Origin of the sequence: Roseibium sp. (assembly GCF_048260565.1) — a bacterium.
Classification (GTDB): domain Bacteria; phylum Pseudomonadota; class Alphaproteobacteria; order Rhizobiales; family Stappiaceae; genus Roseibium.
The window spans coordinates 14002-33177 of the sequence record NZ_JBLXGP010000020.1; the positions used below are offsets into that span (position 1 = coordinate 14002).

Genomic DNA, 19176 nt, shown 5'->3' on the forward strand with positions numbered 1-19176 from the left:
CTTCAAGGCGTCCGGCCGTGACTTCGTTCGTAGGCGTTGCGTTCGGGGGAGGTCCAGCCGGCAAGCGTGCCTTCGGCCGGGCGGTAGACTTCCATGACCATGGGATGACAGGCGGCGGTGTCGCTGGAATGTTCGGCGCTGCAGTCGCCGCCCGGGCAGGCGCTCATGACAGCGAGAAGGTCGATTTCGGCGAAAAATTCCAGATGATCGCCCGGGCGGACCGGGCTCGCCTTCATGAAATACTGTCCGGTGTCACGGGTAAAGCCGGTGCACATGAAGACGTTGAGCACGTCGTGGACAAGGAGCTCGGCCTCGGCGAGCGGCAGGTGGCGGGCGTCGGCAAGCGCCCGGGTCAGGTTGGAATGGCAGCAGTGGTGATAGTCGGTGCCGGTGAGGAGCCGGCCCGTGTAAGGGTCGCATCGGGTGCCGATCACGTCATGCACCGAGCCGCCGAACTGATCGATGCCGTACCAGTCGAGCGTGTCCCTCACGACGGTCGCCATGGGGCGCAGATACGGAAAGCAGGACCAGAGCCGGTCGCCGGTCGACACATGGGTGCCGTGGAGGGCACGGGTCTTGCCGGAATAGAAGCGTTCCGACAGATCGGCGCTGTTGAACAGGTTCAGATCACCCACCTGCGGGCCTTCCACGCTGACAATGCGCAGGAAATGTCCGGCGGGTACCTCGATGGAGGCCGCCTCGCGTGGCGGTACGGTGACCTCGGCGGTTTTCATCGCGGTTTCGCGGGCGGCGATGTAAAGCGCCAGATCCGGCTTCGGCAGGGTCTCCGGCGGATAGGCGATCACCGGCGGCACGGCCCTTCGGGCGGCGGCATCTTGAGGTTCGGACATGGGGCTCCCGCAGTGTCGTGAGGACAGGTACGTCCAGTTTTGAACTGCCGGGCGCGGGGAGGCAAGGGGAAGGCAGGGTTGGTCGAAACTTGACCGCAACTTCCGCGATCAATGAGCAATAACGTGTCGATCCGGCCCGCCCGGAAACCGATTCCCGAGAGTGTATCCATGACCGATGAGACCATCGAGATCACGTTCACCACTTCCAAGCAGGACTTTCCAGCCTATCGGCAGGCGTTGAACACGTGGATTAAAAACGTCAATGACCGGTATGCACCTGCCTGGCGGGTTCGGGTGCAAAAATGGGCTGTCTGGTTTTTTCTTTTATTTCATGCCATTTTGACAATTTTTCTGCTGGCCGTCTGGTTCGAGAACCAGACGGGAGAGATGTGGCCAAACAACGGCCATGGAACGGATGATTTTCCTTCCTTGCCATTCGTCGTATTTGTCCTGTGCATTTCCATACTCGCAACGGGCATGTTACTGGGAACGGTTTATCAGCGGTTTACCGTCGGACTGACCGGCGTGTTTCGGCTTGAAGCCGGCAAGACATATCAAGTGAAATTCGATCGGTCCGGCATGTCTTACAAAACAGGATTCTCTGAGAGCCGAATTCCCTGGCAGGCGGATTTCCTGGACGTATTCGTCCGGAAGCAGTCTCTGTTCATATTGCATCCTGGCGGAGCGTTCACAATTTCCGCCCGCTCCCTGCCTCTGCCGGTGGAGGATCTTCGCGTGAAAATCGCCAAATGGCGAGAAGATGCGCGCTCGTCCGTCTGAAGGGTGAGGCCCGGGCACTATGGCGTAACAGCGGAAAGAAAGTCTCTCCTTTCTATTTCGCCTCACCGGACTTCAGGGCCAGCCGGATTTTCCGCTCGGCGCCTGCCGGACCTGAGCCCTGGCGGCCAAGGCTGTCATCAAGGAAAAATCCCTGACCGGTGAACGAGCCGATCGGTTCAGTGTTAACGGTCGTTAATAATGTTGACTTTCTATTTTTAATTGAAAATATTATTTAAGAATATTGGGGGTGGTGTCGTGTTGCCGGTTTCTCCAGGAGTTATTATAATCATTGTTTCTGCATTGCTGCGGTACCGTGTCCGCGTCGATGAAATTCTATCCAAATCGAAAATATCCGAGGGTTTACCTTTCGAGCTTCCTCCTCAGGCTGAGCGAAAGTTGATTTTTATTCCGGATATGGTCGCGTATTTTCAGACGGAGCACGGCAAGGCCGTTCTTGCGCTACAGGGGCTCACGGACGCGTTCAAGCAGGTTCTGCAAGAACGAGAGACCGGAAACTATTCAGGTGATAGCCTTCAGCACTGCCTCGACCTTTATTTCGAAGCCGTCCCGATCCCGCCAAAGAAGCTGATCTCCGGCGACGACGAAGCCTTGCGCAAATACGCGAGCACTGGACCGGACGAAGACTTCCGCCTTTCCTACTATGTTGTGGAATCGCAGCGCCTCTCCCGGAACCCGACCGTTTCCAGGCTCGCGCTGGCAACGGCCGATACCTTACTGGAAACGGTGGCGGGCAACAGCAGCCTGTTCATCAGCGACAAGGTCACGGCGAAGATTGTGGACGCAGCGATCGATGCATTTGCCGTTCAGCATGACTTCGATGACGATGGTGCCGAAATCATCTTTCGCCGATTACTCGGCGCCGTGGCCGTCAGCGTGGCGCGCGAAGGCAATTCGGTTTCCGACAATCCCGCGGTGAGAGCCCTTTTTGCCGCGGTACGCGAGGCACAGGATACACTGGGTGCCGACGATGTCGCGAAGCTCGTAAGCGCGGACGGGCTGCAAACCACTGTCCAGAAGCTTTTGAACACCATTGCGTCGGATCCGTCTTTCCTGACGAGCGACACGAAGCTTCAAGCCTCCATCAAGGCGGTTCTGATCAAGGCCTCCAATGCGATACCGGACATTGTAGACGGCAAACAGGAGGCAATTCTGTCTCTGGTCGAGGTGGTTGTTTCGGAAGCCGCCAAGCGTACCACTTTCGTCCTGGAATCCAATGGCATCGGCGCACCGCTGGCCGAAACGGTCCTGACTGCGATGCTTGGAACCATTCAGGGCGCTGCGGACGGAGATAAGCTTCTCGAAAGTCTCGCAAACGGAAAGCTTCTTGGCGAACTGTACAAATCCGCATTGTCTTCCATCGCCGCCAACCCGGACATCATTAGCAGTCAGACCGGGGTCAACAGCCATGTCGCCAAGTTGATTTCCGGCTATGCGGACATTCTGGCGAAGGTCGACCCGACACAATTCGGCAATCAAGCCACGACGCAGGAAACCGTGTCACGGATCCTGTCCATAACGCTGGGCTCGCTTGCAAGCCATCCGGGACTTGCCGGACATTCGGACGCGTTCGGTCCGGTCATGGCGTCCGTAATGCTGAATACGGCAGCCGGCCTGGTAAAGGACGGTCTCCAGGAACAGGATCTTGTCGAATTCATCGACGCCGCGGTCGCGGCGGCAGCCGAAAACGTGGCGTTGCTGAATGTCGGCGACCACTTCAATTCCGTGGCAACCATATGGGCCGATGCGATTTCCGGCCAGGGCGTTGCTGCGCTGTCGTCTCCCGCGACACGCCTGAAAATCCTTCGCAGCGGCATCCTGGAAATGGCGCGCAATCCGGTGCTCTGGAAGCACCTCAACAATTCAGGCGACGCGGAGAAGCTGGTGAACGAGATTGTCGAGGCCCTCAGTGCCGGGGACGCGACCGTTCTTCTTTCCGGACCCGTGCTCGCAGACTCCATCGAAGCGGTTCTGAAGGTCATTGTCCGGCGGGCCGATCCGGCAGACCTGTTGCCCGACGGTGCGCTGAAGCAGGCTCTCCTCGAAGCTGTCGAGACCCTGAAGGACGGCAGCGCCCTGTCGATCGGGACCGACGATGTCGCTGGTTACCTTGCAAACTTCATCCGCGAAATTCTTGAAGACCCGAACCGTCTTTCCGACCCGGTCCTGCTCGCCGGCGTCGTTAAGCAGGCTCTGGAAGATCAACTGAAAATGGCAGTCTGACCCATGCGGATTTTACGGCTCATTGCTGTTCTCGCCTTTGCCGGCCTTGGCGGTTGTGTCGTTGTCTTTCCCAAGACCGGGGCTTTGGACAAGGTTCACGAAGCCTACCGGCATGAATTCGCGAGCCTCGCGTTTACGTCTCCACAGAGCGACTTTTGCACGGCGAGTGAGCGTGTCGACGGGTTCCCGGTGACACGCACAGAGATCAATGCCTTTCGTGCCAAATATGGCGATGACAGTCCGGAAGCGGCGCACCTGACGGTGCTTGAAGGCATGATCTACCTGCAAATGACCCAATTCGGACTTGCAAGGGCCTATGAGACCCAAGTCCAGGCAGCGGGAGCGAAGTTGACCTCAGGAACGGGCGAAAAAGTGCGTGACGCATTGTTCGCTGAAACCTACGGGAGCCTGGTGTCGGGATGGGAGGCGACCTGCAATGGCGCGGTCCATTATACCAATAGGCGGATTTTGCGAGAGTCTGCCACGAAGCTCAGCGCTCCCGCAGACAACATTGAAGCCCGGCTAAAAGCGTATACGAAAGAAAAAACTCTGGCGGCGACTGAAGTCGATGAGGGTGCATTGTATCTGATGGCGACTGCCATACGGTTTCGCAGCAACAAGATTGTTTTCCTGCAGGAGGCAGCGTGTGGAGAGAATGGGTGTTCGGATCCCGAGATTTCCCAGGCGAAGGGTGAACTCGGGTCTGCGGTGTGCCAGATGGCACCGATGCTAACGGCGGACGAACGATCCGGGCTGGCGCTTGAAAACCTTAATACAGAAAAAGTCCAGGGACGGCTGCGCTATGTCGTGATCTATCGCGACGCGCGGGCATTGGCGGGCAACCCTGAATGCGGGGCCAACTGACCATGCTGACGCCTATCGAACTCCTTGCCGCCGGCACGCGGATCTTCGTCGCAGTGGTTGCTGTCGTCCTGATTTACCAGGTCATCACGGGAGCGATCGTGAGCCGGGGTCTGCTCACGGACAAAGAGGCGCCGGGTACTTTCAGCCCGGTTCGCTTTCAGTTGCTGGTCTTTACGATCATTGCCGCCGGGCAGTTTCTTCTGAGCGCAGACCTGTCTCAGACAAAGGATGCAAGCCTGCCTGGGATCAACGATGAACTGCTTTATCTGCTTGCCGGAAGCCAGGGGATCTATCTGACCGGCAAGGGCAACTCCGTTTTCGGGCTTGCTCAATCCATCAAGTTTCTGCGCTGATTAAGACAACGGGGAGGAAAGGCATGAATATGGCAGGGCAATTGCCGGCATTGATACTGCAATACAGTATCGTCGTTTTTATCATTGCGATGGAAGTGCTGATCGTAGTGGCGATCTTGACCAAAAAGATCGACGTGAAACTTCTCATCAGTGAAAAGACCGGTGAGGCGAGTCTGTCCCGCTTTCAGTTTCTTTTGTTCACCTTTGCGATCGTGGGGCTTTATGTCGTCATAGGATTTTCGACCGCCACTCCGACGTTTCCAAGTATTACCGAGGAGACGCTCTGGTTACTCGGCATCAGCGGCGGAACCTATGCCGGTTCAAAGGCGATCCAGATGAACAGTTCGGCCGAACACCAGGCCTCCGGCAAAGACGGGCCGTCCGGGCGATTTGTCCGCTAGCCGTCGTGGCGATGGTTTCGGGTAGGTCTCAGGCCGGTCCTCGCGGACCGAGCTGAGGTCATTCTGCCCGGGCTTTCCTGCTTCGTCGATCCTTCCCGGATATCGGGAAACCTGAAACATTCTCATAGATCGCGCAATCAGGCCCTCGCAAACGGGCGGAGTCTGATTATGCATTCCTTGTCCCGGTCCGTCTTGCGGCCTAATCAACTTCCCGGTCGGCTTGAGCCTTCCAGTGACGGTAGGCGGTGGTGTGGTCGGCGGGGCCGTCGGCGGCCTTGAGGGCCGCATCCCACCAGCGGTCGGTCTGGGCGACCAGAGGCAGGTCGGCGCCGAGGTCGTGGGACAGCTGTGCGGCAATGCCCACGTCCTTGGCGAGCAGAGCGAGCGCGAAGCCCGAGGCGAACCGTTCGGTGAGAACCTCGCCGGGAATGGTCATCTCGGTGGAGAAATTGCGCCCTGTGGAGACGTTCATGATCTCCACAGCCGTCTTGGGATCAAGGCCGAAACGTTCGCCGAGGATCAGCGCCTCGCTGGCCGCGGCAAAGCCGGCGGCGGCGGAAAAATTGTTCAGCGCCTTCATCGCGTGGCCGGTGCCGAGGGGGCCGGTCGGGAAAATTTTCTCGCCCATGGCCTGAAGGACAGGGCAGGCGCGTTCCAGCTGAGCGGCATCGTCGGTGCCGGCCATGATGGTCAGCGTCCCGGTCTTTGCCCGCGGGACGGCGCCCGACACGGGCGCGTCGATCAGGTGGATACCGCGTTCGGCCAGGGTGCGGCCGAGTTCCACCGTGGTCGTCGGTGCGGAAGAGCTCATGTCTACGATCAGGCTGCCGGGGGCAAGGCCCTGCGCAAGACCCTGTTCCAGAACCACCGAGTGCACGATCGCACCTGTCGGCAGCATCGTGATCACGATGTCGGACGCCTTGCCAAGTTCCTCCGGGCTTGCGGCTGCTTTCGCGCCGATCTCCCTAGCGATGCGGGCAGTGAGTTCCGCATCGACGTCGTAGACGGTGAGGCCGAAACCCGCCTGCACAATATTGCGGGTCATGGGGTCGCCCATGTTTCCCAGACCGATAAAGCCGATACGTTCCGCCATCACTTCGCCTCCAGCTCGGTCAGGACCTCATCGCTGGCGCGCATGGCGTCGACCATCATCGGGATGCCGCAATAGAGGTAGGAGTGCAGGAACAGTTCGCGCAGTTCCTCGCGGGTCGCGCCGTTGGCGATTGCGCCGCGTGTGTGGATCTTGATCTCGTGGGTGCGGCCCATGGCGGTCAGCATCGCCAGGGTCACAAGACTGCGGGTCTTCTTGTCGAGGACCGGACGCTGCCAGCCTTCGCCGAAACAGATGCGGGTGACGATGTCCTGCAGCGGCGCCATGTAGTCGGATGCGTTGTCGATCTGGTCGTCCGCACCCTGCGGGCCGAACATCTTGCGGCGTAACTCGAGCCCCAGGTCGTAGTTGGATTTCCGGTCTGTCATGTCTTTCCTCCCTTGAACCGTCGGCTCCCGGCCGGCGGTTTTTCCATGATCCGCCCAAGGTCTCCTCAAGGCGGGCGATCATTTCTTCAGCATGCGCCCGCCCGTGCCCTTCAACAACGGCAGGGGACCGATATGTGGTATCGAAGTTTTCGATGGGTTGTGCATAATCCATTCAATTCCAGGGAGGGGTGTCATGTCCCGCGAGCAGCATCTGAAAACCGACTTTCACGCCCTGCGCATTCTTGCGGCGGTGTATGAGCACGGCTCCATCAGCGATGCGGCGGAGCATCTGGACATGAGCCAGTCCACGGTCAGCTACACGATCGAGCGGCTGCGCGGGGTCTTTGCCGATCCGCTGTTCGTCAAGCAGGGGCGCAGGATCCAGCCGACGCGCCGCTGCGACGACGTGGCCGGCAGCGCGCGGGAGCTTCTGCAGCTCTATGAACGAATGGTCGTTCCGGCCGAATTCGACCCGGCGCTCTCGAGCGACACCTTTGTCCTGTCCTGCAATTACTATGAGCGCGGCATCCTGCTGGCGCCTCTTGTGCAGCGGCTGCGCCAGTTTGCGCCCAATGTGCGGCTGACGGCGATATCCGCCGATGGCGACGGCATGAGACAGCTTGAACAGGACCTGTGCGACGTGGTGATCTCGCCTATCGGCGACTATGGCTCCGGATCCTATTGCGAACAGCTTCTGGCGGAGCGGTATGCCTGTTTCGTGTCGCGCGACAGCCCTTGGTGCGACAAGCGCATGGACCTCGACAGCTATGTGAACGCGCGGCACATTCATGTGCGTCCGTCGATCAACTGGCGGCCCTATTTCCACACGGCGCTGGACCGGCTGGGTGTTTCGATCTCGCCGCAGGTGGAGGTCTGTTCCTTCGGGGATATCGACAAGGTGATCGAGGGCACCGACCTTGTCCTGACCGCGACGGAAGGGTTCAGCCGTATCTACTCGACGCGCATCGTCTGCGTTCGCGCACCCTTTGACTGCAGTTTTTCGATCCATATGGGATGGACTGGACGAACCCATCGTTCACCGGCCCATATCTGGTTCCGCAGTCTGCTGCGCGAGATCGCGCACGATCTGCCGAAGCCGAGCTCTTGCGATACGTCTCTGGTTTCCCGCGGGTAGGGGATATTACGTCGATGTGACCGGCACGGTGTGACTGATGAGACCCTGTTCCGGCTGCCACAAATGCATCATGTATTGCGGCGGCTCATCGTTGAACCGGTACGGCTCGCCCTCGCGCAGGTCGAATGCAATCTGATGGGACGCGGAGGGGCTTACCCGAACGGGAACGCCTGCGAACGTTCCCTGGATCCCTCGGTGCATGTGCCCGCACAGGATCGCCCGGACACCGCCGTGACCGGCCACAAGCCGCTCGAAATCAGTTCCTCCGCTTAGTAATCCGATGCCGTCCATGAAATGGTGCCCGGTGCGGATGGGCGGGTGATGCATGAAGATGAGGACGGGCTTTCCCTCAAGTTCGTCGAGCCGCGCTTCGAGCCAGGCAATTCGCGCCGGGCAGAGTTCCCCGTGAGGCGATCCTTCCACAAGTGTGTCAAGGCCGATAATCGCGAGCGGAAAGCGTGTGTCCGAAACGCACAGGTGCCCGTCGCCGGTGCGTCCGAGCATGTCCGGCAGTTCTTCCCACATGGGCGCGCGAAGGTCGTGGTTTCCCGGCACAGCCAGTACGGGAATGTCCAAACTGCGCAGGCCTCCTGCGATGTTCGCGTATTCCTCTCTCGTCGCGTCCTCGCCGAGATCCCCGGAAAATAGGATCAGGTCCGGGGAAACCGGTTGGCTGGCAAGGCTTTCGATCAGATGCTCGAAGGCCTTCGACGTCTCGAAGCGTCCTGCCAGACACTGTCCGGGGACGAGATAATGGCTGTCACTGATCTGCGCGATCAACATGGGTCAGGTCTCCCTGCGCGGTTCGGCGCGGTTGTAGGTCGAGCGTCACAAAACATTCTTGTATTTGTGTATTTTAGAGTGAGAATTCATCAACTCGGTCAAATTCATTAGCAGATAACCACGACGTCTGAATGACACAGGATTGATAAAAATAGCGGATTTTGGTTATAAATTGCAGGTATGCACTCAGATCGGCGCTTCAATCGTGTTGTTTGAAATAGACTGAGTTCGGTTGAATTCCACATGAAACTGGAGAAATCGACATGAAAGCCACAAATTTCAACATCTCACGTCGAGCCCTGCTGGGGGCTGGCCTTGCCGCACCGTTCGTCAGCGTGCTGCCGGGCGTCATCAGCGCCGCTCGCGCTGCGGGTCCGGTCAAGCTTGAGTTCATGTATCCGGTCGGCGTGTCCGGTGACATCAACAAGATCATTTCCGGCATGATCGCCGACTTCAACGCCCAGCACGAGGGCATCGAGGTCGAGGCCATCTACGCCGGCAGCTACGACAACACCGAACAGAAGGTCATCACCTCCATCGGCGTGGGTACTCCGCCGGCCCTGTGGCTGCCGATCAACTCCGCCTTGCAGACGTTCCTCGGCATGGACGCCCTGGAAGACGTGACCGAATTGGCCAAGTCCGACGATATCTACGACGACTTCCTGCCGGGCTTCCTGAGCACCTGCATTTCGGACGACCGCCTCTACGGTTTGCCCTACCAGCCGTCGACCCCGGTTCTCTACTACAACAAGGACGCCTTCGCGCAGGCCGGTGTTGCAACGGCCCCGGAAACCTGGGACGAACTGCTTGAGGTCGCCAAGGCCCTGACCGTTCGCGAAAACGACGAGCTGAAGCGCTGGGGCCTGACCATCGGCGGCGGCTGGCACGACTGGATGTTCGAGGGCTACTGCCGTCAGAACGGCCTGGTGCCGTGGGAAAAGGATCAGGTCCTGTTCGACCGCCCCGAAGCCGTCGAGGCTCTGCAGTTCTGGTTCAAGATGGCCCAGGAAGGCGTTATGCCGCGGGCTTCTACCTGGCAGGGATCGGCCAACGACTTCATGGCCGGTACCACGGCCATGCTGTACCACTCCACGGGCTCCCTGACCAACCTGCGCACTTCCTCTCCGTTCGAGGTCGGTGTTGCCTTCATGCCGAAGAAAAAGACCTACGGCGCGGCGCAGGGCGGCGGACCTCTGATGATCGCCAAGAAGCAGTCGGACGCCAAGAAGGAAGCCGCCTGGACTTTCGCCCGCTGGATGACCAACACCGAAAACCAGGCCAAGTGGAGCCGGGCGACCGGTTACCTCGCCGTCCGCAAGTCCTCCTGGGAATCTCCGGAGATGCAGAGCTACATCGAGGAAGTTCCGCAGGCCAAGGTCGCGCTCGACCAGTCCGACTTCTCCGGTGCGTTCCTTCAGGTTCCGGCCTATCACCGCGTGCGCGAATTCCTCAAGAGCGCACTCGACCGCACCCTGGCAGGCGAAGTCGAGGCTGGCGCGGCGCTTGCCGAGGCGAATACCAACGCCAACCGCGAAATCAAGCGCGTCATGCGCCGCCAGAAGGGCTGACAACCAGCGACGCGGGTCCATTCGGGCCCGCGTCTCATTGTATGTTCAACACACGCCGTCCCTTAAAGGTTGACCGATCATGTCCCAGCGCTTTGCCAAAGCGCGCAGAAACGAAGCGCTTCTCGCCTATGCGTTTCTCTTCCCTTCGCTCGTTTTCCTGTCCGTCTTCACCTATTGGCCAATCGTCCGGTCGGTTTGGTTCAGCCTGCACGATGTCGTCCTCGGCGACCCGGACATCTTCTGGCTGGGGGCTGAAAATTACCTGCGGATACTGGACGACGCCCTGTTCTGGAAGGTGCTCGGCAACACGGCCTTTTACACGCTGACGACCATTCCCCTGTCGATCACGGTGGCATTGCTGCTCGCCGTTGCGGTCGACAGCAAGTTGCGCGGTATGGCGATCTATCGCTCCGCCTTCTTCTATCCGGTGATGATCCCCTCGGTGGCTGCGGGCATGGTGTGGGTGTTTCTTTATGCGCCGGGTTACGGCCCGATCAACGAGGCGCTGACGTTCTTCGGCCTGCCGCGGCTCGATTGGCTCTACAGCAGCAGCCTGGCTCTGCCGGCCATCGTCATCATGAGCGCCTGGAAGTATTCCGGCTATTTCATGCTGATCCTGCTCGCCGCGCTCAAACTGGTGCCTTCCGACCTTTACGAGGCCGCGCGATTGGACGGGGTCAGCGCGCCACAGCGCCTGCTGCACATCACCATTCCCCTGATTTCCCCGACGCTTTATTTCGTCATCGTGATCGGGATCCTGCACAGCTACCAGATCTTCGATTACGTCTATGTCATGACCCAGGGCGGTCCGGCGGACGCGACCAACGTGCTGACCTATTACATCTATCAGAACGGCTTCCAGTACCAGGACATCGGCTATGCCTCGACCATCGCCAACACGCTGCTCGTGTTCATGCTCGGCCTGATTGGCCTTGTCGCCCTGACGCTCGGACGCCGGGTCCATTACCTGGGAGAACGGTGATGGCCGATCCTATCGTCCCCTCGGCGGAAACGGCATCCGCGCCCTCCGGGAAGCGGCGACGTTCCTTAAACGGCCGGAACTGGTTGCATCTGATCCTCGCCCCAGTCGCGCTTCTGTGGGTCAGCCCGCTGATCTGGATCGTGTTGACGTCTTTGAAGACCAAGGTGGAAGTCTTCGATCCTGATGCCGGGTTCCTGCCGGCCACACTGAATTTCGCCAACTATCCGGCGACGCTCGCGGTGGCGCCTTTCGGTACCTATCTGATCAACTCGATCCTGGTGACCGGCTCGATCCTGATCGGGCAGTTGATCACGATCACCTTCGCGGCCTATGCCTTCGCGCGGCTGGAGTTTCCCTTCAAGAAGGCGCTCTTCACGCTGTTCCTGCTGCAGGTCATGTTCCCGATTTATGCGATTTTCCTGACAAACTTCGTGACACTGCACGAGTTCGGGCTGATCAACACCCTGCCGGCAATGATCTTGCCCTTCATAGCCTCCGGCTACGGCACCTTCATGTTGCGTCAGTCGTTCCGCCAGGTGCCTTCGGAACTGTCGGACGCGGCCCGGCTGGACGGCTGCGGTCACATCGGCATCCTGTGGCACGTCTTTCTTCCGTTGGTGCAGCCGACGCTGGTCGCCTTTGCCATCATCTCCATCGTGACCCACTGGAACGACTACATGTGGCCGTTGCTGGTGACGAATTCCGACGAGGTACGCACCCTGCCCATCGGGCTCGGCCTGCTGGCGAAGTCGGACAGTGGCGCGGACTGGACCCGGCTCATGGCGGGAACCACCATTGTCGTATCGCCCCTGTTACTGGTCTTCGTGATTTTCCAGCGCCGCTTCATCGACAGTTTCATGCATACGGGCGTCAAGTGACGCCAAACCCGGGATCCAAGTTATGGCAACCGTCCGTTTGAAAGACATCAGCAAATTCTATGGCAAGAGCCGGACCGTCTCCGATATCGATCTGACGGTGGAAGACAAGGAGTTCATGGTCCTTGTCGGCCCGTCCGGGTGCGGCAAGTCAACCACGCTTCGAATGATCGCGGGCCTCGAGGACATCACCTCCGGCCAACTTCTGATCGACGGCGTCGACGTGACCGATGCGCCGCCCCAGAAGCGCGACGTCGCCATGGTGTTCCAATCCTATGCGCTCTATCCGCATATGACGGCCTATCGGAACATGGCATTCGGGCTCCTGAAAACCAGCAAACTCTCCAGGGCGGAGATCGACGTTCGCGTCCGCCAGGCCGCAGAAATCCTGAACATCACCGAGTTGCTCGACCGGCGGCCGAAGGAACTGTCGGGAGGCGAGCGTCAGCGTGTCGCCATCGGTCGCGCCCTGGTGCGCCAGCCGAAGGTTTTCCTCTTCGACGAGCCCTTGTCCAACCTGGACGCAAAGCTCCGCAATCACATGCGCGCCGAGCTGAAGCGCCTGCACCGGGAACTGGGTCTGACGGTGATCTATGTCACCCATGACCAGATCGAGGCGATGACCCTGGGAACGCGGGTGGCCATAATGTCCAAGGGCCATCTTCAGCAAGTCGGCGCGCCTATGGATATTTATCTGCGGCCGGCCAACACCTTTGTCGCAGGCTTCATCGGCTCCCCGGAAATGGCCATATTCGCCTGCAGGACGGCGACGTGCGGTGCCGTCGGCCACGATGCGTTCCACGATGCGCTTTCGCTCGGCGCCGCCAATCTGCCCGAGGAGGTTCTGTTCGGCATTCGCCCCGAGGAGGTGAACTTCTGCGAACGAGGCGGCATGGCGCGCGGCACGGTCGAACAGGCCGAACTGATCGGCGCCGAGGCATTGGTGGTGGTGAGGTTGGGCGGCGACCGGATGGTGGTGCGCTGCCAGGTGTCGGACGCTCCGGCGCCGGGCACCGACGTCGGCCTGAATTTCGATTTGTCCCGTGCCCGTCTCTTCCATGCGGGCACGGGACAGGCTATCGATCTGGCGAAGTCATAGCTCGGGGAGGAGGCAATGGCTCTGAGTTTACGCCAGCAGCAAATACTCGCGCATCTGGAAGTTCACGGAAAAGCGGCGATTTCCGAACTCGCGGACCATCTCAACGTTTCCGACGAAACCATCCGCCGGGATCTGAAGGGTCTGTCCGCGGACGGGGTTGTCGAAAAGTTCCATGGTGGGGTCCGTCTCTCGACACCGCGCACCGAGCCGCCTTTTGAACGTCGTCTCCGGGACGCGGTGGAGGCCAAGACCGCGATCGCCCGGCGCGCCGCTGCCTATATCCGGGAGGGCGCTACCGTTATGCTGGACAACAGTTCGACGGCCTGTTTCCTCGCCCGCGAACTGACGCATCGCGAACCCATGACGATCCTGACGATCTCGCTGGAAATCGCACAGATTTTCGCCGTCGCGGGTAGCCGACACAGGGTCATTCTGCCCGGCGGCGAGATGCGCGCGGCGGACCGCACGCTGTGCGGAACCGGAACCATCGAATTCCTAAAGCAGTTCACACCGAGCTATTTCGTGATGTCCGTGGTTGCGGGGTCTCCGAAGGGATGTCTCGACTTCGATATGTACGAGGCGGAGTTCAAACGGGCGATGATTCCACGCGCCGACGAGACGATCATGCTGATCGATTCCAGCAAGTTCGGCAAATCCGGCCTGGTTCATGTTTGCGATTGGTCCGAAATAGATGTCCTGGTGACGGATCATGCGCCTCGGGAAATCCAGGAACACATCGAGCACGGTCATTTGCTCCTTGCTCAGCCAGTAGCCATTGAGGTTTTGACTTGCAAGTGATGGACGATTTCGAGGCGATAGCGCTGAACGCCCTGGAGGCAGCGCGACCGTTGGCCCGGTCCTATTTTCGGACGCCGCTGAAAGTCGAACGCAAGGCCGACTGCAGTCCCGTGACGTTGGCGGACCGTGCCGTCGAGCGGGCCATGACGGCGGTATTGGAGAACGCCTGCCCGAACCATGGGGTCCTGGGTGAGGAATACGGGACGTCCGGAGCGGACGCGCGCCATGTCTGGGTGATCGATCCCATCGACGGCACCAAGAGCTTCATCTCCGGGGTGCCGCTTTTCGGGACGCTTATCGCGTTGCTTGAAGACGGGGTGCCGATCCTCGGCGGGATCGACATGCCCATGCTTGGCGAAACATGGATCGGCCGTGTGGACCGCGACACCCGGGTGAACGGCGAGACCTGCCGGACCGCGCGGCGGACACGGCTGGAGGACGCGGTGCTTTTCGCAACATCGCCCGATCAGTTCACGCCGGAGGAATACCGTTTTTTCGACGGTCTGAGCCAGGCTTGCGCCGGCCGCCGCTTCGGCGGGGATTGTTACAGTTATGGTCTTCTGGCTTCAGGACACATCGACCTGATCCTGGAGGCCGGGCTGCAACCCTATGATTATCTGCCGCTGGTCCCGATCGTGACCGGGGCAGGCGGGGTGATTACCGATTGGAAGGGCGCGCCCTTGACCTTGCGTTCGCAGGGCCGGGTTTTGGCCGCGGCGACGCCGGATCTGCATCGGAAAGCCGTGGAACGGCTCAGGAATAGCGCGGCCTGAGCGCACAAGGTCGTGTGTCGCTTTCGCTTGAGTATTATAGGTATGTGAAAATCCGCCGACGCGCGTGGAACAGTCCTGTTGGACGTACGCCAGCTTCGCTGCAGCCCTTCAAATCCTGAAAATCTGCACAAACGCTCGCAAGGCGCTGCAAACGGGTCCGGCACAACGGGGGCATGACCCGTTTGTGCCTTTCTTCTTTCACGGTCCGTCTGCCGGCCGCCTTTTCACCCGCCGCCATGGGGTTTGCCATTGCGTCCGGGGTACTTGCCTATGAGCCGGTTCGCTGGCTTGTCGGAACGTGGCTCGATCCGTCTTATCCGACGTCCGGGGCGGTTTATCTCATTGCCCTGTCCGGATTGCTTCTTTGGTCGCTGACCAGCCCGGTGGTGACGTCCGGGGCAGGGGGACGGCACCGGCGGGGGGCGGTCGGGCTGCTGGCGGTTTCCGCCGTAATCCGGCTGGCGGGGCAGGTGCTGGCGGTCAATGTGGTCGGCGGGCTGGCGCTCGGGCTCGACGTGTTCGCCCTGGCGGTGCTGCTGCGGACGGGTGAGAGGGCTCGTCCGGTGTCGGCGTTTTGGCTGGCGGCTCTGTTCCTGTTCACTCTGCCGGTGGAGCGGATTGTCCAGCGGATTGCCGGCTTTCCGTTGCAGTCGCTCTCCGCCGACCTTTCCTGCGGGCTGCTCGGGACATTCTTCGACGATCTTTCGTGTTCCGGCGTGCGGCTGCAGCTTGCCGGGCAGGACGTGCTGGTGGACCTGCCGTGCTCGGGCACCGCCGGGCTGATGCTGTCGCTCGCCTTTGTCACCATTCTGCATGCGCTTTATCGCCCCCGGTTGACGACGGCCGGGTTCTGGACGCTGGCCGCGCTCGCCTTCGCGATTGTGGGCAATTCCCTGCGTATTTCCCTGCTGGCCGTGGGGCTTGGCTATCCGGAAAGCGTGTTCGGCCTGAATGTGATGGCGGAACCGGCGCATAGCCTGATCGGCTACCTGACCCTGGGCCTGTCGCTGGCGCCGGTGTTCCTGTTCTACCGGCCGGCCGATGTGGCCGGCGGGGCATTGGCAGGGAACCTCCAAAGTGATGATCGCCGGGCGTCCGAGGTTCAGGTGTCCGGATGGCTGCTCGGAGCTGCCGCGCTTGGCTTCCTGGGGCTGGCGCTGGTTATCGTCAATCTGCCGCGCCAGGCGCTCGACGTCTCCACCCGTCTGACCACCCGTGCACTGCCGGCCGTGATCGGCTGGGAGGCCGGTGTCACCGAGCCGCTTCTGCCGGTGGAGCGGGCCTATCTCACCCAGTATGGCGGGCAGGCGGAAAAGCGCCGCTATGGCCCGCTGGCGCTGACCCTGGTGCAGACCAGTTCGCCGTTGCGCCACCTGCATGCGCCGGACGACTGCCTGCGCGGGCTTGGCTACCGGGTGGAGTTTCTCGGCACCCGGATGGCGCCGGTGCCGACCGCCCTTTACCGGGCAAGGTCCGCCGAAGGACGCCAGTGGCGCGTGGCCGTCTCCTTCGTCTCCGACAGGGGCCACATCACTCACAACATCGCCGAGGTGATCTGGCTGTGGCTGCGTGAGCCGAAGACGGCCTGGAGCAGCATTCAGCGCATCACTCCGTGGCAGATGCCGGAAGACGAGCGGGAAGGCCTGGAAGCCTCCGTCGCCGCCGCGCTCGACCTGCCGAATTCCTGAGTTTCCATAGCCTTGAAAGGAAACAACATGACCTTTGTTGAAAGACGTTTTGCCGAAAGGCCTTATCGCAGGTGGTCGTTCTCGCGATTGCGGATCGGCAAAGGGGCCGGGATCGCGGCACTTGCCCTTGGACTGTCCCTGGCTGGCGTTGCGTTGGCCCGGGCCGCTGCGGAAGACGACCTGGGCGGTACTGTGGTAGCCGAGGCCGGCGGAAAGGAGATCAACCTGCCGCTGCTGAAGTCCGACTACGACGTCTCCATCGAGGGCGACCTGGTTCACGTGTCGCTGACCCAGAGTTTCGTCAATCCGACCGGGTTCGCCCTCAATGCCACTTATCTGTTTCCGCTGAACCAGAAGGCGGCGGTGCACGGCATGCGCATGGAACTGGATGGCGAGACCATCGTGGCGCAGATCCGTCGCAAGGAAGAGGCGGAGGCCAAGTTCCAACAGGCCAAGGCGGAGGGCAAGGCGGCATCGCTTCTGACCCAGCACCGGCCGAACATGTTCACGCAAGACATCGCCAACCTGATGCCCGGCAAGACGGTGCAGATCACCATCGACTATGTACAGGCGGTGCCGAAGATCGACGGAGCATATGAATTGGTCATCCCCATGGTGGTGGGGCCGCGCTACGAACGGGTGCCGGAGGCGGTGGCCGCGGACGATGCGCGCAAAGATCAGGACCGGCTGGCGGCCAGTGACGACCGCGAGGTTCCGCGTGACGTGAAGGTAGTCTCCGGCTGGCAGATCGACAAGCTGCCGGCCTATCCGGGTGTTATCGGCCATGACGCGCCGGGGGAGATCGATCCGAACCGGGTGGGCCTCAAGCTGAGCCTGAAGGCGCCGATGCCGATCGGTGCGGTGTGGAGCGACAGTCACGCGCTCGAGATCGATGGCGGCGAGACGGAAAAGACTGCCCGGTTCAAGGATGGACGGGCGATCGACAACCGGGATTTCGTGCTGCGTTACGAACTGGCGGCGGAAAGCGATGTGGCAGCCGGGATCAACAGTCATTACGATGCCAAGTCCGGCGGCACCTTTTCCCTGCTGATCGAGCCGCCGAAGGTGCCGGAACCGCAGACGATTGCCCGGCGGGAACTGGTGTTCGTACTCGACACGTCCGGCTCCATGAGCGGCGAGCCGATGGCGGCGAGCAAGGTCTTCATGGAGGCGGCCATCAAGGCGCTGCGCCCGGACGACTATTTCCGCATTCTGCGGTTTTCGAGCAATACCTCCCGGTTTGCGGCGCGGCCGTTGCAGGCGACAGAGGGAAACCGGCGCAAGGCGCTGAACTTCGTGGCAGGGCTCTCGGCCGGTGGCGGCACGGAAATGAATGCCGCCATCAACGCCGCCTTCGACGAGCCCCAGCCTGCAGACACGACCCGTATCGTCGTGTTTCTGACTGACGGCTATATCGGCGACGACCGCAACGTGATCGCCACTGTCGCAAGCCGTATCGGCCAGGCGCGGCTCTATGCCTTCGGCATCGGCTCCGGCGTGAACCGCTTCCTGCTGGACGGCATGGCGAAGGAGGGGCGCGGCTATGCGCGCTATGTGGGGCTTGGCGAAACCTCCTACGAGGCCGCGCAATCCTTCGCCGCTTCCCTCAAGACGCCGGTGCTGACCGATATTTCCATCGACTGGAACGGGCTTGAGGTGGGGGACCAGACGCCCGCGAAAATCCCCGATCTGTTTACGGGCGGGTCCGTGCGCGTGCTTGGTAAATACACACCGAGCGCAGACGGCTCCCACCAGATCTTCCTCAACGCACTGGTCAATGGCCACAAGGCGCGGATGCCGCTCACCCTGGAGCTGAAGCGGGACGAGAGCGGAGACGGCAGCAGAACATCGGCCCTGCCGGTGATCTGGGCGCGGGAGCGGATCTTCGATTTAAACCGCACCTATACTATCGGCGGTGCGGCAGACGATCGGCTGAAGCAGGAGATCGTCCGGCTGGGACTTGCCTATTCCCTGCAGTCGCGGTTCACGTCCTTCGTGGCGGTATCGGAAAAGCCCGTGAATCCGTCGCCCGGCCGTGCCCTCCAGGCTTCCGTGCCCCTGCCCAAGGTGGCGGGCGTTTCCACCAACGCCTATCCGTCGCTCAATCTGAGCGGCAGTTCCGCGCCGGAGCCGGAAGGCCTATTGGGGGCGATGATGGTGTTGCTCGCCGCGGCTGTACGCTTCCGCCGAAAGCTGAGGGGTGCTGCGCAGGGTCTGCGTCGGCGGCTGATGGGCGCAAGGCGGGCGCCGGAACCGGACACGTCGCTGCCGCGAAGCTTGCGAAGGGACGGCTGGTGGCTGGAAAGCCGGTGAGGCAAGGGGGGCGGTTGCCGCACCCTCCTTTGTCATCCCCGCGAAAGCGGGGACCCAGTACTCCGCGAGGATGGTTGTGTGATCCATGAAGTTGTTGCCTGAACCGTTAGGGCACGGAGTACTGTTGGGGTGGACGGCCCCTACGGCATCGATGTGCCAGAATGAGGTTGTTACCGATCTCAAACGATGGAGC

At 60.9% G+C, this 19176-nt stretch carries 18 protein-coding genes; 14 read left to right on the forward strand and 4 right to left on the reverse strand.

The window, feature by feature from the left end:
• Nucleotides 1-2: 2 nt before the first annotated feature.
• The gene (locus ACN0SO_RS26245; RefSeq protein WP_417682709.1) at nt 3-851 is read right to left on the reverse strand and encodes an urea carboxylase-associated family protein; all 849 of its coding nucleotides are present in this window, start codon (nt 849-851) and stop codon (nt 3-5) included.
• 168 nt (nt 852-1019) lie between these two features.
• On the opposite strand from ACN0SO_RS26245, the gene ACN0SO_RS26250 reads away from it, so the two are divergent.
• From ACN0SO_RS26250 to ACN0SO_RS26270, 5 genes are all read left to right on the forward strand, one after another.
• On the forward strand, nt 1020-1631 hold the full coding sequence (locus tag ACN0SO_RS26250) for a hypothetical protein (RefSeq protein ID WP_417682711.1): 612 nt from the start codon (nt 1020-1022) through the stop codon (nt 1629-1631).
• A gap of 396 nt (nt 1632-2027) precedes the next feature.
• Nucleotides 2028-3872, forward strand: coding sequence for a hypothetical protein (locus tag ACN0SO_RS26255; protein ID WP_417682713.1), 1845 nt, complete (start codon nt 2028-2030; stop codon nt 3870-3872).
• Nucleotides 3873-3875: 3 nt separating this feature from the next.
• Nucleotides 3876-4736 carry a hypothetical protein gene (locus tag ACN0SO_RS26260; RefSeq protein ID WP_417682715.1) on the forward strand — a complete coding sequence of 287 codons (861 nt, stop codon included), beginning with the start codon at nt 3876-3878 and terminating at the stop codon, nt 4734-4736.
• Complete coding sequence (locus ACN0SO_RS26265) at nt 4721-5089, forward strand: hypothetical protein (RefSeq protein WP_417682717.1); 369 nt, start codon at nt 4721-4723, stop codon at nt 5087-5089. The genes ACN0SO_RS26260 and ACN0SO_RS26265 overlap by 16 nt, the downstream gene beginning before the upstream one ends.
• 23 nt (nt 5090-5112) lie before the next feature.
• Entirely contained in the window at nt 5113-5490 is a 378-nt protein-coding gene (locus ACN0SO_RS26270) for a hypothetical protein (protein WP_417682719.1), read from the forward strand.
• A 199-nt stretch (nt 5491-5689) separates the two neighbouring features.
• Here ACN0SO_RS26270 and ACN0SO_RS26275 read toward each other — a convergent pair whose 3' ends face one another.
• Nucleotides 5690-6583, reverse strand: coding sequence for an NAD(P)-dependent oxidoreductase (locus tag ACN0SO_RS26275; RefSeq protein WP_417682721.1), 894 nt, complete (start codon nt 6581-6583; stop codon nt 5690-5692).
• Nucleotides 6583-6969, reverse strand: a complete 387-nt coding sequence (locus ACN0SO_RS26280) for a carboxymuconolactone decarboxylase family protein (protein WP_417682723.1) — start codon at nt 6967-6969, stop codon at nt 6583-6585. The genes ACN0SO_RS26275 and ACN0SO_RS26280 overlap by 1 nt, the downstream gene beginning before the upstream one ends.
• A 193-nt stretch (nt 6970-7162) precedes the next feature.
• Between ACN0SO_RS26280 and ACN0SO_RS26285 the strand changes: the two genes are divergently transcribed.
• Entirely contained in the window at nt 7163-8104 is a 942-nt protein-coding gene (locus ACN0SO_RS26285; RefSeq protein WP_417682724.1) for a LysR family transcriptional regulator, read from the forward strand.
• Between the two features lie 6 nt (nt 8105-8110).
• On the opposite strand, the gene ACN0SO_RS26290 is transcribed toward ACN0SO_RS26285, so the two are convergent.
• Nucleotides 8111-8887, reverse strand: coding sequence for a phosphodiesterase (locus tag ACN0SO_RS26290; protein ID WP_417682726.1), 777 nt, complete (start codon nt 8885-8887; stop codon nt 8111-8113).
• A gap of 263 nt (nt 8888-9150) precedes the next feature.
• On the opposite strand from ACN0SO_RS26290, the gene ACN0SO_RS26295 reads away from it, so the two are divergent.
• The 8 genes from ACN0SO_RS26295 (at nt 9151) to ACN0SO_RS26330 (ending at nt 18983) form a co-directional block, all read left to right on the forward strand.
• Nucleotides 9151-10455 (forward strand): ABC transporter substrate-binding protein, encoded by a 1305-nt coding sequence (locus tag ACN0SO_RS26295; protein WP_417682728.1) that lies wholly within the window; start codon nt 9151-9153, stop codon nt 10453-10455.
• 79 nt (nt 10456-10534) lie between these two features.
• Nucleotides 10535-11437 carry a carbohydrate ABC transporter permease gene (locus ACN0SO_RS26300; RefSeq protein WP_346895636.1) on the forward strand — a complete coding sequence of 301 codons (903 nt, stop codon included), beginning with the start codon at nt 10535-10537 and terminating at the stop codon, nt 11435-11437.
• A complete protein-coding gene (locus ACN0SO_RS26305; RefSeq protein WP_417682730.1) occupies nt 11437-12315 on the forward strand; it encodes a carbohydrate ABC transporter permease in 879 nt (292 codons plus the stop codon). The genes ACN0SO_RS26300 and ACN0SO_RS26305 overlap by 1 nt, the downstream gene beginning before the upstream one ends.
• Nucleotides 12316-12337: 22 nt before the next feature.
• Nucleotides 12338-13411: an ABC transporter ATP-binding protein gene (locus ACN0SO_RS26310; protein WP_417682732.1), complete on the forward strand. Its 1074-nt coding sequence runs from the start codon at nt 12338-12340 to the stop codon at nt 13409-13411.
• A 15-nt stretch (nt 13412-13426) separates the two neighbouring features.
• Nucleotides 13427-14209: a DeoR/GlpR family DNA-binding transcription regulator gene (locus ACN0SO_RS26315; protein WP_417682734.1), complete on the forward strand. Its 783-nt coding sequence runs from the start codon at nt 13427-13429 to the stop codon at nt 14207-14209.
• Complete coding sequence (locus ACN0SO_RS26320; RefSeq protein ID WP_417682741.1) at nt 14209-14982, forward strand: inositol monophosphatase family protein; 774 nt, start codon at nt 14209-14211, stop codon at nt 14980-14982. The genes ACN0SO_RS26315 and ACN0SO_RS26320 overlap by 1 nt, the downstream gene beginning before the upstream one ends.
• A gap of 173 nt (nt 14983-15155) precedes the next feature.
• Nucleotides 15156-16670, forward strand: coding sequence for an exosortase T (xrtT, locus tag ACN0SO_RS26325; RefSeq protein ID WP_417682736.1), 1515 nt, complete (start codon nt 15156-15158; stop codon nt 16668-16670).
• Nucleotides 16671-16697: 27 nt separating this feature from the next.
• Entirely contained in the window at nt 16698-18983 is a 2286-nt protein-coding gene (locus tag ACN0SO_RS26330) for a VIT and vWA domain-containing protein (RefSeq protein WP_417682738.1), read from the forward strand.
• The last annotated feature ends 193 nt before the right edge of the window (nt 18984-19176 follow it).